The organism is Streptomyces sp. B6B3, assembly GCF_039871525.1.
GTDB lineage: Bacteria > Actinomycetota > Actinomycetes > Streptomycetales > Streptomycetaceae > Streptomyces.
On the sequence record NZ_JBDPLU010000005.1, the window covers coordinates 434,152 to 449,348 of the forward strand.

Genomic DNA, 15,197 nt, shown 5'->3' on the forward strand with positions numbered 1-15,197 from the left:
TCACGGCTGCCTCCCGCGGTGCCTGAGGAGCCGGACCACCAGGAGTTGGACCGTGACGAGCACCAGCGTCGCCAGTCCGAACAGCACGCCGACGGCCGACGCGTAGCCGAGACGCGGCGACGGGGAGGCGAACGCGAGCTGGTAGATGTACACCTCGGTGACCAGGGTGGAGTTGAAGGGGCCGCCTCCGGTCATGGTCTGCACGAGGTCGAAGACCTGCATGGTCTCGACGGCCGTCAGCAGGACGATGATGACCAGGAACGGCATCAGCTGCGGCAGCGTGACCGACCGGAGGGTCCGCCACCAGCCGGCGCCGTCCACCTGCGCCGCCTCGTACAGCTCACGCGGCACCGTCTGGAGCGCGGCCAGCCAGTAGATCAGCGTGATGCCCAGCCACTTCCAGGTGTGCACCAACATGACCGTGGGAAGCGCGTTGGACGAACTCCCCAGGAAGTCGATCGGCTGGTCGACGAGGCCGGTCGAGACCAGGAACTCGTTGACCGGCCCGCCGCCGGGGTCGAAGACCAGGCTGGTGACGATGCCGATGATCGCCGCCGTCGTCACGACGGGCAGGAAGAGCGCCGTGCGGAAGAGCCTCGCGAACGGCAGCCGCGGGTTGTTCAGCAGCAGCGCGAGGCCGAGCGCCGCGAGGACCCGGATCGGCACCGTGACGGCGATGATCACCAGCGTGATGCGGAGCGACTTCCAGAACAGCGGGTCCGAGAGCGCTTCCTCGAAGTTCGCGAGGCCGACGAACTCCTGGCGCTGCCCCAGGCCGTTCCAGTCGAGCGTGGCGTAGGCGAGGCTCGACAGCATGGGCCACACGGTGTACGTGCCGAACAGCAGGAGCGTCGGAACGAGGAAGACGTAGACCCAGCGGTTCGCCCATATCCGTTGGGCGGCGCGGGACAAGAAACGCGGTATCCGAGGGGTGGCGAGAGACGTCATCGCGGGTACCGCTCCGTCCCGTAGTCCTGACCGGGCTCGAAGTCGTGGAAGACCCAGTCGTCGGCGGCGACGGCCAGGCCCTCGCCGTTGACCTGCCGGATGGCCCGTTCCCGTTCGGCTTCGAGCGCTCCGTTGAACGTGCGCAGCGCCGCCCGCGCGTCGTCGACGTCGCCGCCGAGGTACCCCTGGACGATCTCGCCGAGGGTGGGTCTGACGTCCTGCATCGCCGATATCACCGAACCGACCGCGGGATTCCTGCCGACGGGCGTTGGCGCCAGCCGGATGCCGCGGAAGAGCTCCACCGCGCGTCGGTAGGTGGGGTGCACGTCCGCCTCGGCCACCACGGCGTCGTTCAACGGCGGCTGGTCCTGGCACTCCGCCACCGCCCTGGCGTACTCCGTACTCGCCAACTCGCCGATCAGCCGGGAGACGAGTTCGGGCTGCCGGCACTGCCCGGAGAGCCAGAACTGCCCCCCGGCGGGGCCCTTGTAGAGGGTCGCGCCGCCCTCGGGCGACGGAACGTCCGCCACGCCCATCCGGTCGGCGAAGGGCCCGAACTGTTCGAGGACGACGCCGACGTTCCAGGGGCCGTCGAAGAAGAATCCCCCCACGCCCGTAGCCCACCGGGCGCGCGAGGTCTGGGCGTCCAGCGAGGTCGAGGCGGGGTGCACGACGCCGTCGGCGACGAGCGAGCCGAGGAACTCCAGGGCGTCGACGAACGGGTCGCTGTCGAACACGTAGTCACCGGTCCGCGGGTCGGCCAGGCCGGGCGGCGGAGGGCTGGCGCTGGTGTGGGACATCACCGCGCCGGCCGCCTGCGCCAGCTCGATGAGATGCGTCTCCAGCCGGTCGACGAACGTCAGGCCCTGGATCCAGCCGTACTCGTCGCCGTCCCCGTTGGCGGTGATGCGCCGCGCCACGGCGCGGAACTCGTCCCAGGTCGCCGGGCCGTGCCGCGGATCGCCGCCGGCTCGTTCGACCAGTTCGCGGTTGAACCAGGTGAGGGTGGCGTGCTGTCGGAAGGTGAAGAGCGGGAAGGAGTACAACGCGCCGTCGAAGAGGTGCAGCCCCTCCACCAGCGTCGAGTCGTCGATCCGTGCGCGCTGCTCGTCGGTGAGGCGCAGCGGGGTGATCCACCCCTGCTCGTACAGTGCCTGTTCGGCGAGTCCGAGGTCGGCGACGGTGTGGATGTCGGGCATCTGCCCGGTGCGGTGGGCGAGTTGGAGGGCCTGGCCGAGGTCGGCCGGGTTGTAGACCGTCGCCTCCACGGCGACACCCTCGTGCGCGTCCTCGAAGGCTCCGCCGACCTCCTCGTTCACCTCACGCAACGGCTCGAAATGGTGCCACCACCGGAAGTGACCCGGCTCCGCGCGTCTGCTCGACGAGCGGGTGCATCCGGTCGCGACTGCCCCGCCGCCCACCGTCAGCGACCCGGCCACGGCGAGGAACCGGCGACGGCCGTACGAAGTCATGTGTTCCGTCCCTCTCTCCCGCCCCGCCCGGAGGACGCTTGGTTCCGGTGAGGCACCCGTGGCACTCTGGCCCGTTTCTGCTAGGTGAACGGGGAGGGCGCTCGGTTCCGGTGAGGAGCCCCGCGGCGCCCTGGCCCGTTCCTGCTAGGCGAACGTTCGCCTACCATGGATCAGACGTAGTCTGCGTGTCAACGGATCTGTCCGATCCGACTGACCAAGGCAGGTCCCGGGAAGGCGCATGGCGAAGGTCTCGATCAAGGACGTGGCGGCGCGCGCCGGCGTCTCGTTCCAGACCGTGGGCAAGGTGTTGAACGGCAAGGGCGCCGTCTCCGCGGAGACCCGGCAGCGGATCCTGCGCGCCGCGGAGGAGCTCGGCTACGTCCGCAACACGTTGGCGCGCGGCCTGCGGTCCAGGCGCACCCTCATGCTCGGCGTGCTGACCGTGCAGTTCGCCCATCAGGCCCCCGGCGAGTACCTCGTCGGTATCCAGCGGGAGGCCCGGCGGCACGACCTCTCGGTCCTCGTCACCAGCGCGGCCAACGACGCCGAGGACGCCGAGCACAACTACCGGACCCTCGTCGAGCAGCGCGTGGACGGGCTGATCGTGAACGCGCCGAGTCTGGAGGCCGACCGGCGCTTCGCCGAGCTGCTGGCGGGCGGCCCGCCGACGGTCACGCTCCACGAGCTCTGGGGCAACCCGACCTCCCGCGTCACGGGCTCGGGCCAGACCGGCAGCCTCCCGGTGGATCATCTCGTGCGGCTCGGCCACCGGCGGGTGGCGATGATCGGTGGCATCCCGGAGGGTCGGCTGACCATTCTCCGGCGGGAGGCCTACCGGCGGGTCCTGGCCGAGCGCGGCGTCGAGCTCGACGCCGCGCTGGAGGACTACGGCGGCTGGCACGTCGCCGGCGGCGCGGCGGCCATGGCCCGGATACTCGACCGTCGCCCGGAGACGACCGCGGTCTATGTGCAGAACGATCAGATGGCGATCGGCGCCCTCCGCACGCTGCACGACCGCGGCGTCTCCGTCCCGCGCGACTTCTCGCTGATCGGCTGCGACGATCTGCCGTTGTCCGCGTACACGGTGCCCTCCCTCAGCACCGTCCGGATCCCGTTCGTCGAGATCGGTGAGGCCGCCGTGCGCACGGTCCTGGCCCACATCGACGACCCGGACCTGGCACCCGGGGGGACGATGCTGCCGGTCGACCTCGTCATCCGGGAGTCGACCGGTCCGGCGCCCGCCACCCGCCGGCCCCGGCGTGAAACGGACGCGTGACCGGGGTGATTCTTCGGTGATCTCGCGGCGGGAGAGTTGCGCCTCCCGCGTCAGGCGCGATACGAGGGGTACAAGGGGCTGCCATGACCGATGTCAAGGAGCCGGAGAAGGAGCCGGGGGCCGGGAGTGGGCCCGACGAGGGGTACCACCGGGGTCTCGGCAGTCGCCAGGTGCAGATGATCGCGATCGGCGGCGCGATCGGCGTTGGCCTGTTCATGGGCGCGGGCGCGAACATCGCCGAGGCCGGGCCGAGCCTGGTGCTGATGTACGCCCTGGCGGGCTGCGTCATCTTCCTGATCATGCGGGCGCTGGGGGAGCTGCTGCTCTACCGCCCGGTGTCGGGCAGTTTCTCGGAGTACGCCAGAGAGTTCCTGGGCCCGTTCTACGGGTACGCCACCGGCTGGACCTACTGGCTGCTGTGGGTGGTCACCGGCATGGCGGAGCTGACCGCGGCGGCCATCTACGTCACCTACTGGTTCCCGGAGATTCCGCAGTGGGTGAGCGCGCTGGTGTTCCTGGTGATGCTCTTCGGCGTGAACCTGATCTCGGTGAAGGTCTTCGGCGAGATCGAGTTCTGGTTCTCGATGATCAAGGTCACCGCGATCATCGGGATGATCGTCATCGGGCTCGGCGTCCTCACCCTGGGCGTCTCCGACGCCGGCGACGAGGCCGCCGTGTCCAATCTCTGGGCCCACGAGGGCTTCTTCCCCACCGGCGTCGGCTCCAGCCTGATGACGCTGCAGGGCGTCATGTTCGCGTACCTCGCCGTCGAGCTGGTGGGCGTCACCGCCGGGGAGAGCGCGGATCCGGAGAAGTCGCTGCCGAAGGCGATCAACACGCTGCCCTGGCGCATCGCCCTCTTCTACGTCGGCTCGCTGACGGTCATCCTCTGCGTGGTCCGGTGGACCGAGTTCGACGAGGGCGTCAGCCCGTTCGTCGCGGCGTTCGCGAAGATCGGCCTGCCCTTCGGCGCGGCGATCGTCAACTTCGTCGTCCTCACCGCGGCCCTGTCCTCCTGCAACTCCGGCATGTACTCCACCGGACGCATGCTGCGTGACCTGGCCGGGAACCGGGAGGCGCCCGCGCGGCTGGGGCGGCTCAACGGCCGCCAGTCGCCGGCCAGCGCCATCACCCTGTCCGTGGCGTTCATGGGCATCGGCGTGGTGCTGAACTATCTCGTGCCGGAGAAGGCGTTCGTCTACGTCACCTCCGTCGCCACCGCCTGCGGCATCTGGACGTGGGCCATGATCCTCGTCAGCCACATGCGCTACCGGCGCGCGGTGGTGGCCGGGCGCCTGCCCGCCTCGTCCTTCCCGGCGCCGGCCGGTGCGCTGGGGAGCGCCGTCGCGTTGGCGTTTCTGCTCCTCGTCGTCGTGGTGATGCTGCTCCACGACGACGCCCGGGTCTCGCTCTACGTGGGCGCGGCCTGGGCCGTCCTGCTGGTCGCCGGCTGGCGCGCCCGCAGGCCCGCGGTCCAGCCGGCGGGCACCGGAGAGGTGGCGCCGGAGTACACCACGGGCTGACCGGGCGGAGCCGCCATGTCCGCTCGGCTGTTCTCTCCCTGTTCCTCGGGGGCGTCGTGGAGGCTGAGCCGGTCTGGATCACGGACCGGGCGGGAGTGCGTTGCCTGATCCGCCGGGTGTCGGGGGTGGCGTATAGCCTGTCCGGTATGACTGGACCCGCGAGTGTTGCCCCCGGCTGGTACCCGGATCCGCAGGGCGTGCCCGGTGCGCAGCGGTGGTGGGACGGCAGCCAGTGGACCGCGCAGACCGCCCAGGCGGGCGCCGAGCAGCAGGCTGCGCAGGCGGCGCCGACCGGGGGTGGCGGCACGTTGTTCACCGAGCCGGTGCTGGTGGTGAACCAGAAGACGAAGATCATCGAGCTGACCAACGAGTACGCCGTCTTCGACCAGAACGGCGGCCAGCTCGGCACCGTCGTGCAGGTCGGGCAGAGCGCCGTGCGGAAGGCGGTGCGGTTCCTCTCCAGCCTGGACCAGTACCTCACCCACCGGCTGGAGATCCGGGACCAGGCGGGTCAGCCGCGGCTGGTGCTGACCCGGCCCGCGAAGTTCGTCAAGTCGCGGGTCATCGTGGCCCTGCCGGACGGCCAGGAGCTGGGCCAGATCGTGCAGCAGAACGCCATCGGAAAGATCAACTTCAGCATCGAGTCCGGCGGGCAGCGGATCGGCGCCCTGAGGGCCGAGAACTGGCGGGCGTGGGACTTCGCGATCACGGACCACACCGACACTGAGATAGCCAGGATCACCAAGACCTGGGAGGGCCTGGCGAGGACCATGTTCACCACGGCCGACAACTACGTGCTGCGGATCCACCGCCAGCTGGCGGACCCGCTGCTGAGCCTGGTCGTGGCGACCGCCCTGACCGTGGACACCGCGCTCAAGCAGGACGCCCGCGGCCTCGGCTGACCCCGGCCGGCAGTCACCAGTCACCAGTCACCAGCCGACCGTCAACGCGGCTCGTCCTCCGGGTCGCGCAGGGACTGGTGCCGGTAGTCGCACGGGAGTACGCCGTAGGCGTCGCGGAAGGTCCGGGTGAAGACCGGGGCGGGCGAACGCCAGGGCGGGCTCCGCCAGGTCGTGGCGGGCGCGTTCGAGGCGCTGCTAGCGGATGTACGCGGGCACGCTGTCCCCGTACCGGTTGAAGAGGCGCTGCACCTGGCGGCTGGAGACGTGATGGCCCGTCTGCCTCTGGCGCAGCGCTGTGTTTTGAGGGAGATTTTGCTCCGGGACTGCTCGCCGGTCAGGGAGGGGCTGCTGTGGGACAGGGCGACATGAGGGCTCAGGAGCGACTGTCGGTTCTGGTGTACGGCCACTTGTTCTCCCGGCTGCTGGTCGCCGGGCTGCGGCTCGGCCTGATCGAGCGGATCGGCGACGCCGAGCGCCCGGCCGCGGAGTTGGCGGCGGAGTGCGGCGCCGATCCCCAGGCCATGCTGCGGCTGCTGCGCGCGCTGGCGGCGGTCGGCGTGCTGTCCGAGACGGAGCCGGGGCGCTTCTCGGTGGGGGAGGTGGGCACGCTGCTGCGCGGCGACGGGCCCGAGGCCTTCGCCTCCTACGTCCGCCTGTTCAACCCGCCGATCGCCCAGGCCTGGGACCGGCTGGAGGACAGCGTGCGCACGGGGAAGCCTGTCTTCTCCGAGGTGTTCGGCAAGGAGTTCTTCGACTGGCTGCGGGACGACGCGGAGCTGTCGGCGGTCTTCAACGGCGCGATGAGCCACGGCACGCGGGCCGCGGCGGCTGTGCTGCCCGCGCACTACGACTTCTCCCGGTTCCGCACGGTGGTCGACGTCGGCGGCGGCGACGGCACGCTGCTGGCCGCGATCCTGCGCGCGCACCCGGCCGTGCGGGGCGTGCTGTTCGACTCGGCCGAGGGCCTGGCCCAGGCGGACGCCACGTTACGCCGGGCCGGCGTCGCCGACCGCTGCGAGCCGCGCACCGGCGACTTCTTCGCCGGGGTGCCGGACGGCGGCGACGTGTACCTGCTCAAGAGCGTGCTGCACGACTGGGACGACGAACGCTCCGCCACCATCCTGCGCCACTGCCGCGCGGCCATGGCCGACGGCGGCCGGGTGCTGATCGTCGAGTCGCTGCTCCCCCCGGTCGTGGCGTCCCCGGACAGCTCGGGCGCCTCGCCGCTCCCCTACCTGAGCGACCTGAGCATGCTGGTCGGCTTCGGCGGCCGAGAACGCACCCGCGAGGACTTCGACACCCTCTGCACCACCGCCGACCTGACCCTCACCGCCGTCACCCCGCTCCCACCCCCGCACCCCTACACCCTGCTCGAGGCCGCCCCGGCGTAGCCGCACGCCGTCCGCAGGAACGAATCCGTCGCGCCCCGGTCTGTCGCCACGACCGGGGCGCCTCTCGTATGTGACGCTCCCGCAACCAACAGCATGGTGCTGGTGTCCCGCGCGACGAGGCCGTGATCGGCGTGATCGGCGCGATCGGCGTGATCGGCAGGGAATCGCGGCCGCGTCGGGAGCGCTTCTCACACCAGACTCCGCACACGAGACTCCGCACACCAGACCCCAGGGACGGATCATGAAAGCCATCATCTACCGCGACAACGGTGGCCCCGACGTTCTCCAGCTCGTCGACCGTGAGCTGCCCGCGCCCGGCCCTGGCGAGGTTCGCGTCCGGGTCGCCGTGTCCGGGGTCAACCCGACCGACTGGAAGACCCGCTCCGGGAACCGCCCCCAGCAGTTCCCCGAGGTCACGCCGCATCTCGACGGCGCCGGCACGATCGACGCCGTCGGGGAGGGGGTCGACGGGAGCCGGGTGGGCCAGCGGGTCTGGCTGTTCATGGCCGCCGCCGGGCGGCCCACCGGCACCGCCGCCGAGTTCACCGTCGTGCCCGCCGAACAGGCCGTGCCGCTGCCCGACGAGGTCGCGTTCGACGTCGGCGCCGCGCTCGGCGTCCCCGCGCTCACGGCGCACCGGGCGCTCACCGTCGCCGAGGACGGGCCGCGCCGGCTGGGGCCCGGGGCGCTCGATGGCCGGGTGGTGCTCGCCGCGGGCGGCGCCGGGGCGGTCGGGCACGCGGTGATCCAGCTCGCCCGATGGGCCGGCGCCACCGTCATCAGTACGATCAGCGGCCCGGAGAAGGCCCGGCTGGCCACCGCCGCCGGGGCCCACCACGTGGTCAACTACCGCGAGGGCGCCCCGGCCGCCGCAATCCGCGCCATCGCCCCGGACGGCGTCGACATCGTCGCCGAGGTGGCGCTGGGCGCCAACCTCGCGCTGGACCTGGCCGTGCTGCGGACCCGCGGCACGATCTCGACCTACGCCAACGACGGTGGCAAGCCCGTCGAACTGGACGTGACGCAGAACATGATGCTGAACACCCGCTTCCAGTTCCTGGTGCTCTACACGGTCGGTCGGGACGCGCTCGCCGCGGCCGTCGAGGACGTCGCCGCCGCGGTCCGCGACGGCGCCCTGCCGGTCGGCGAGGACCACGGCCTGCCGCTGGTCCGCTTTCCGCTCGACCGCACCGCCGACGCACACCGGGCGGTGGAGAGCGGCGCCGTCGGCAAGGTCGTGGTGGACGTCACGCCGTGACGGGGCTCGGCCAACCGCGCCGTCCCTCCGCCTGAGCACCTGCGGTCGCGCACCCGGTCGGTCTCGACGGCGACCCCGTGGTGGAGCGGGATGCCGAGATCGGCGGCGGCGCACGCGGCGGCCGTTCAGCGGCCCCGTGGGAGCGCTGGCTCAACTCCCCGCGGCATACCTCACGAACCGGGCCCAGCCGTCGCGTCCGACGACGACGTGCGGCTGGGCCGCGTCCTTGGAGTCGCGGACGTGGATGGCCTGGACCGCGCGTACGCGGCGCGCGTGTGGTCGGCGACGATGCGCGCGGGCCAGGCTGTGCGGGGATGAGCTCCGCCGCCCCTCAGCTCCCCGTTTCCACGGGGACGTTCGCTCAGCACCTCTCCTCCACCCGGCGCGGCGCAGCGGGTCGCCCGGCGGAGCGCCGCCGAGTGGCTGCGCGCCTGGCAGGTGCCGCCCGACGTCGTGGAACGCGTGGAGTTGGTGGTCGCGGAGCTTGCCGCGAACGCCGTGTTCCACGGTCAGGTGGGTGGGCGGGACTTCCGGCTGGCGTCGTCCTCCACGCCACCCCCCTGGGGTGGTCCGCGTCGAGGTCACCGACGGGCGCGGCGACCACCTGCCCGGCCCGTTGGCTCCCCGGTCGCGAACTCCTCCGCCGAGAGGGGGCGTGGCCTACTCCTCGTCGCGGCCCTCGCCGACCGCTGGGGTACTCGCCCCTGCCCGCCGGACGGCAAAACCGTCTGGGCCGAGCTGGCCCAAAAGCGCTGCTTGTGACCGTCCTTGTGCGTAGTGTTGTGCAAGATATGGCCGAGGGGCGATGGATTGGTGTGGGGCGGGTGACGCATGTGCTGAAACCGCGCGCTCCTGATCACCGACAACGAGGAACGGAGAGGGAGAAGCGATGATCGGCATGAAGGAGGCGGTGCAGCGGGGCCTGCTCCGGTCGTTCGTCTGGCGCGGGAGAGCGTCGCGCGCCGAGTACTGGTGGTTCGTACTCTTCATGATGTTGTGTTCCTGGGGGGCGGACGCCTCGGCGGCGGTGTCCGACACCACGCCCCTCGTCCCCCTCCTCGCCGGTGTCTTCTGCCTCGCACTCGGCATCCCCTTTGTGGCGGTCAGCGTGCGCCGGGTGCACGACATCGACCGGAACGGCGCCTGGGCGCTCGTCACGTTGCTCCCGCTGGTGGGCCTCGTCTTCTTATGCAAGCGAGGTGACCCGATGCCGAACAGGTACGGTCCGCCGCCCACGTCTGATCTGCTCGTCAGCACGTCTCAGTGACGCGACCGGCCGGCGGCGTAGGCGTGCGGGGCCCGGTGGTACCGGTGGCCGGTGGGGGCGGTCCAGGTGACCTCTCCCGTCGTGGTGTCCCGTCGAACCGACCATCGCCCCTGGTGTTTGAGGCGATGGTGGCGCCGGCACAGGGTCATCAGGTTGTCCGGTTCGGTGGGACCACCCGCCTCGGGCCGGTCATGGTCGAAGGGCCGGATGTGGTCGATGTCGCATCGGTGGGCCGGCATGGAGCAACTCGGGAACTGGCAGACCGTGTCCCGGGCCAGGACGTGGCGCTCGACCTCGGCGGTGGGGCGGTAACTGGTCGGGTCGGTCTTCACCAGCCGGCCCGTGGTGGGCTCGGTCAGCAGCCGGCGCCATACCGATCCCGGCTCGGTGGCCAGCGCCCGCGCCTGGCCCGCGGTGATGGGCCCGTATCCCTTGAGCTCCGCCGGGTCGTCACTGGCCCCGATCAGCGTGTCGTAGGGCACCGTCACCTGTACCACCGCTGACGTGCGGCCCGCCGGTGCTGTCCCGTCGAACGGGACAGCGCTCCCCGTGACCAGGGCCACCAGGGCGTCGGCGCGCCGCTGGTCCACCGACCGGGGGTCGTCCTCCACCTTGATCGCTTCGGCGTGCACGTCCACGGCCACGTCCAACCGGGCGGCGTCCTCGGCCGGCAACAGCACCCGCCACCACGCCATGCCGTCCTCCACCGGCGTACGCACCACCCGCCGCTCCTCCCGGGCTCGCTCGTGCCGCTCCGCGGCGCCGTCGGGATCGGCCTTGAGCACCGCGCGGTGCAACGCCTTGCGGGTGGCGGCCACGGACTGCTGGGGCATCAGCGGCGTCACCAGGGACTCGACGCGACGGGCCGCCTCGTCGGAGCAGTGCGCGCTGATCTCGCACACCGCCCGGGCTTGCTGGTAGTTGATGCGGCCATCCTCCAAAAGACCCAGCGTGCCGCTGAGAACGCCCGAGAGGCGCGCGGCGTCGGCCAGCCGCGCGGCGGCGGAGACCGCCGACAGCCGCAACGCGCAGGCCACTTCCTCCACCGTGGCGTCCCAGTCGGCCGCCGCGTCGGAACGATCCGGGCCGAAGGCCGGCACCGGATCGGCGTCGAGCGCGGCCAGCATCCGCACCTGCAGGGCCTGGATCCACTCGAGGTGCCGCTCCAGCGCCCGCAACGCGTCGATCCGCCCCGCCGGAGAGAGGTCCTCGGCCCGCAACATCGGCAACAACCCGGCGGTGTCCGCCCCCACCGGAACCGTGGCCACATACCGAGCCCACTCGTCCGCGTCACCAGCATCGCCAAGTCCTCCGCCGGCGCATGTGTCCGCCGGCGCACCCGTTCTGGTGCGCCGGCGGACCTCGGCAACCCCTGCCATGACCCGCCCCCTCACTCCCATACTCGCGGCACTCACATTCTCTCGAACTGAACGTGAAAACCCCAGCTCAAACATCGAACATCACCCGAAAGAGTCGCGTCGCCGAGTACCTGCCACGGGCGCGCGGGGATGGTCCGCAGCGGTCCGGGTGGCCACGGACGTGCGGGGATGAGCTCCGCCGCCCCTCAGCTCCCCGTCTCCGCGACGACGTTCGCTCAGCACCTCTCCTCCACCCGGCGCGGCGCAGCGCCTCGCCCGGCAGCTCGCCGCCGAGTGGCTGCGCGCCTGGCAGGTGCCGCCCGACGTCGTGGAACGCGTGGAGTTGGTGGTCGCGGAGCTTGCCGCGAACGCCGTGTTCCACGGTCAGGTGGGTGGGCGGGGGCATCCGGCTGGCGTCGTCCTCCACGCTCCCCCTGGGGTGGTCCGCCGTCGCGGTCACTCATGGACGCGGTGACCTGGTGCCCGCCCCGCAGCACCTCGCTCGCTGACCCGACGGCCGAGTCCGGACGGGACCTGCTCCTCGTCACCGCCCTCGCCGACAGTTGGAGCACTCCCCCTTGCCCGCCCGACGACCAAGACCGCCTGGGCGAGGTCACTGTTCCAGCCGAAAGCGCGGTCAGTGACAGTCATTGCGCGTAGTGTGGCGGAAGGCAACGTCAGGGGCGACGGATCGGCGGGGGATCGGTGACGGAGGACTCTCGGGAGTACGTGCTGCGGCTGCCCAACGGCGGGCCGGAGGCGCGGGGGCGGCTTCTGGAGGAGATGGGGACGAACGGCAGCCAGAAGTTCGTCGTGGCGGCCGGGTCGCCCGCCCGGCCCGAGGCCGTGCCCTCCTTGTCGGTGAGGGGTGCGTCCGCCTTCGCGCTGCGGCAGCAGCTCGCCGATGCGGGCGTGATGCGACCGTCGGTCACCCATCCCGGCTGGTTTGAGGTGGTCGAGGACGTGGAGTGCAACTCACCCTCGCAAGCCGCCGCGATCCTGCTGGGGCGCAACTCGAACGGCTGGCAGGACTGGAAGAGCGCCGACGGGCATCCGCTCGCCGACTACGCCGATCTGCCCGGCTGGGGCCCGGCCCGGGCGTGGTTGGTCCGTGGGGGGAACGTCTCCGGCCTGGATCTCTTCCCGCGGCTGTGGCGGCCCCAGGGTCTGGTGACGCTCGCCGCCCGGCACTTACGGCAGGGCAGTGGCATCGAGGAGGGGATGAGCAAGGACCGGCTGCGGACGGCGGTGGAGGAGGACTACGCCTCGACCGCGAGCTACAGCCAGAAGCAGGCGCTGGTCGAGGAGCTGCACGCGTTCCTCTCCCGGATGCGGCCGGGGGACACGGTCTGTGCCCTGTCCGGCGGGAGGCTACACGTCGGGGAGATCACCGGGTCCGCCGAGCAGATCGCCTCCGACGACGGGCGGTCCAACCTGCGCCGCCCGGTGGAGTGGGCGGACGCCGAGCACCCTTACGAGGACCTGCCCGAGGAACTGCGGCAGAAGCTGTCCGCACAGCGCGAGGTCGTTGACCTCACCGCTGCGAAGGACCTCATCGACGGGCTGGGCGTCAGCGACGAGGAGTTGATCGAGGAGGCCGAGGCGGCCGACCGAGACCCGAGCGTGGAGATTCCCGCGATCACCGCCCGGCGGGAGCTGGAGCTGCCCGAGCCGGACGACGCGCTGGCGGACGAACTGCTGGTGCACGAGGCGGAGTGGCTGCACGAGGTGCGCGACCTGTTGTGGGACGAGCGGCAGCTCGTGCTCTACGGGCCGCCGGGCACCGGGAAGACGTATCTCGCGCTGAAGCTGGCCGAGTTCCTCGGTGGCGGGCCCGAGCAGGTGAAGCTCGTTCAGTTCCACCCGTCGTACGCCTACGAGGACTTCTTCGAGGGGTTCCGCCCGCAGGAGGATCCGGAGACCCGGCAGGTCGCGTTCCGGCTGACGGCCGGGCCGCTGCGGGAGCTGGCCGACCTGGCCTCCCGCGAGGGCAACCGGCACGTCCCGCACTTCCTCATCATCGACGAGATCAACCGCGCCAACCTGGCGAAGGTCTTCGGCGAGCTCTACTTCCTCCTCGAATACCGGAACCAGACGGTGCGGCTGACGTACTCGGGCGACGACTTCTCCCTCCCGCGCAACCTGTTCGTCATCGGCACCATGAACACCGCCGACCGCTCGATCGCCCTCGTGGACGCGGCGATGCGGCGGCGGTTCGCGTTCGTGGAGCTGTCGCCGCGCACCGAGCCCACGCGCGGGTTGCTCCGGCGGTGGCTGATGAGGAACGGGAAGGACGACGAGCCCGCGAGGCTGCTGGACGCGCTCAACCAGCGGATCGACGACCCCGACTTCCGGATCGGCCCGTCGTACCTGATGAAGCCGGGCGTGTACCGGGACGGTGGACTGGAGCGCACCTGGCGGACGAAGATCCTGCCGCTGCTGGAGGAGCACCACTACGGAGAGGGCGTCGACGTCGAGAAACGGTACGGGGTCGCGGCCCTGCGGAGGGCGTTGGCCGACGAGCCGAGCACGTGAACGGCCCGGTCGAGCTCCGCGAGTACGGCGAACCGGTCAGCCGGGCCCTGCCCGACGCGGTGGGCCGGGCGCTGGCCGCAGCCGGCGTCGTCGAGTCGGCGACACCAGATCCGTACCTCCCCGGCAACTGGCGGCTCAGGGCCGGCAGCAAGGTGGGCGCCGTGACCGTCACGGCGGCCGGGGCGGAGCCCGTGACCGTTCGGATCGCGCCGAAGGTGACCATCGGCCGGCTGTTCTTCCTGCTCGGCTACAGCCTCGACCCGCGCGGGTGGCGGGACGACGGACTGGTCGACGTGGCCGAGGAGCGCGGGCTGCTGCCCGCGCTGGCGCACGCGTATGAACGGCAGGTGGCGCGTGCCCTCGGCAGGGGCGTGCTCCAGGGATATCGGCACACGGAGGACGCCGCCCTCGTCGTCCGGGGTCGGATCCTGGAGGCCGAGCAGATCCGGCGCCGGTTCGGGGCGGCGCTGCCGGTGGAGATCGCCTACGACGAGTTCACCACCGACATCGCGGAGAATCGGCTGCTCCGCGCCGCGACCGAGCGGCTGTTGCGGGTGCCGGGTGTACCGCGGGACGTGCGGGCGCGCCTGCTGCACCAGCGGGCCAGGCTCGCCGATGTCATGCCCCTCGTGCGGGGACAACGCCGGCCCGACTGGCGGCCCTCCCGGCTGAACGCCCGCTACCAGCCGGCGTTACGGCTGGCGGAGATGATCCTGGCCGGCGCGTCCGTGGAGCATCGGGTCGGCGGCAGGGCGCGGGTCGAGGGGTTCCTCTTCGATATGAACAAGGTCTTCGAGGACTTCGTCTGCGTCGCGCTGCGCGAGGCGCTGCGGCAGTTCGGCGGGCGCTGCGCGCTTCAGGCACGAGGCGTGTACCTGGACGAGGCCGACACCGTCCGAATGAGGCCCGACCTCGTCTGGAACGGTGAGGAGGGTGGGCCGATCGCCGTCGCCGACGCCAAGTACAAGGCCGAGAAGAGGGGCGCCTTCCCGGACGCGGACCTGTACCAGATGCTCGCCTACTGCGCCGCGCTCGGGCTCGGCGAGGGACACCTCGTCTACGCCCGGGGGAGTGCCACGCGCACCAGCCACCGGGTGCGGGGCGCGGACATCGTCCTGCACCAGCACGCCCTCGCCCTCGACCGGCCGCCCGACGCGCTGCTCGCCCAGCTGCGCACGCTCGCCGGATGGATGGCACGAGGCGTGACCGGGTGAGCCCGGACTCGAATCAACGAACAACGCCAACGACAAACGAGGACGGAGAAGCG

13 protein-coding genes and 1 pseudogene are annotated in these 15,197 nt (G+C 71.5%); 10 read left to right on the forward strand and 4 right to left on the reverse strand.

Going from position 1 to position 15,197, the window contains the following annotated elements:
- Positions 1 to 948, reverse strand: a complete 948-nt coding sequence (locus ABGB06_RS14460; protein WP_347589066.1) for a sugar ABC transporter permease — start codon at positions 946 to 948, stop codon at positions 1 to 3.
- Positions 945 to 2,420 carry an extracellular solute-binding protein gene (locus tag ABGB06_RS14465; RefSeq protein ID WP_347589068.1) on the reverse strand — a complete coding sequence of 492 codons (1,476 nt, stop codon included), beginning with the start codon at positions 2,418 to 2,420 and terminating at the stop codon, positions 945 to 947. Before ABGB06_RS14465 ends, ABGB06_RS14460 begins: the two co-directional genes overlap by 4 nt.
- Before the next feature lie 238 nt (positions 2,421 to 2,658).
- On the opposite strand from ABGB06_RS14465, the gene ABGB06_RS14470 reads away from it, so the two are divergent.
- The 5 genes from ABGB06_RS14470 to ABGB06_RS14490 all read left to right on the forward strand — a co-directional run bounded on the left by ABGB06_RS14470 (position 2,659) and on the right by ABGB06_RS14490 (position 8,770).
- A complete protein-coding gene (locus tag ABGB06_RS14470) occupies positions 2,659 to 3,696 on the forward strand; it encodes a LacI family DNA-binding transcriptional regulator (RefSeq protein WP_347589070.1) in 1,038 nt (345 codons plus the stop codon).
- An 83-nt stretch (positions 3,697 to 3,779) separates the two neighbouring features.
- Positions 3,780 to 5,219 carry an amino acid permease gene (locus ABGB06_RS14475; protein ID WP_347589072.1) on the forward strand — a complete coding sequence of 480 codons (1,440 nt, stop codon included), beginning with the start codon at positions 3,780 to 3,782 and terminating at the stop codon, positions 5,217 to 5,219.
- Between the two features lie 146 nt (positions 5,220 to 5,365).
- Positions 5,366 to 6,121, forward strand: coding sequence for a phospholipid scramblase-related protein (locus tag ABGB06_RS14480; RefSeq protein WP_347589074.1), 756 nt, complete (start codon positions 5,366 to 5,368; stop codon positions 6,119 to 6,121).
- 365 nt (positions 6,122 to 6,486) lie between these two features.
- Complete coding sequence (locus ABGB06_RS14485) at positions 6,487 to 7,512, forward strand: methyltransferase (protein WP_347589076.1); 1,026 nt, start codon at positions 6,487 to 6,489, stop codon at positions 7,510 to 7,512.
- Between the two features lie 241 nt (positions 7,513 to 7,753).
- Positions 7,754 to 8,770, forward strand: a complete 1,017-nt coding sequence (locus tag ABGB06_RS14490) for an NADPH:quinone reductase (RefSeq protein WP_347589078.1) — start codon at positions 7,754 to 7,756, stop codon at positions 8,768 to 8,770.
- A gap of 150 nt (positions 8,771 to 8,920) precedes the next feature.
- Here ABGB06_RS14490 and ABGB06_RS14495 read toward each other — a convergent pair.
- Positions 8,921 to 9,022, reverse strand: a pseudogene (locus ABGB06_RS14495) (DUF397 domain-containing protein); the annotation flags it as partial.
- A 201-nt stretch (positions 9,023 to 9,223) separates the two neighbouring features.
- Between ABGB06_RS14495 and ABGB06_RS14500 the strand changes: the two are divergent.
- Both ABGB06_RS14500 and ABGB06_RS14505 read left to right on the forward strand, forming a co-directional pair.
- Entirely contained in the window at positions 9,224 to 9,532 is a 309-nt protein-coding gene (locus ABGB06_RS14500) for an ATP-binding protein (RefSeq protein WP_347589080.1), read from the forward strand.
- 127 nt (positions 9,533 to 9,659) lie between these two features.
- Positions 9,660 to 10,037 carry a DUF805 domain-containing protein gene (locus tag ABGB06_RS14505; protein ID WP_347589082.1) on the forward strand — a complete coding sequence of 126 codons (378 nt, stop codon included), beginning with the start codon at positions 9,660 to 9,662 and terminating at the stop codon, positions 10,035 to 10,037.
- Here the strand turns inward: ABGB06_RS14505 and ABGB06_RS14510 are convergent.
- On the reverse strand, positions 10,031 to 11,305 hold the full coding sequence (locus tag ABGB06_RS14510; protein ID WP_347589084.1) for a DUF222 domain-containing protein: 1,275 nt from the start codon (positions 11,303 to 11,305) through the stop codon (positions 10,031 to 10,033). The two genes, ABGB06_RS14505 and ABGB06_RS14510, sit on opposite strands and share 7 nt — an antisense overlap.
- A gap of 418 nt (positions 11,306 to 11,723) precedes the next feature.
- Here ABGB06_RS14510 and ABGB06_RS14515 point away from each other — a divergent pair, with 418 nt between their 5' ends.
- From ABGB06_RS14515 to ABGB06_RS14525, 3 genes are all read left to right on the forward strand, one after another.
- The gene (locus tag ABGB06_RS14515) at positions 11,724 to 11,870 is read left to right on the forward strand and encodes a hypothetical protein (RefSeq protein WP_347589086.1); all 147 of its coding nucleotides are present in this window, start codon (positions 11,724 to 11,726) and stop codon (positions 11,868 to 11,870) included.
- A 230-nt stretch (positions 11,871 to 12,100) separates the two neighbouring features.
- A complete protein-coding gene (locus tag ABGB06_RS14520) occupies positions 12,101 to 13,930 on the forward strand; it encodes a DUF4357 domain-containing protein (protein ID WP_347589088.1) in 1,830 nt (609 codons plus the stop codon).
- Entirely contained in the window at positions 13,927 to 15,144 is a 1,218-nt protein-coding gene (locus ABGB06_RS14525) for a restriction endonuclease (RefSeq protein WP_347589090.1), read from the forward strand. The genes ABGB06_RS14520 and ABGB06_RS14525 overlap by 4 nt, the downstream gene beginning before the upstream one ends.
- The last annotated feature ends 53 nt before the right edge of the window (positions 15,145 to 15,197 follow it).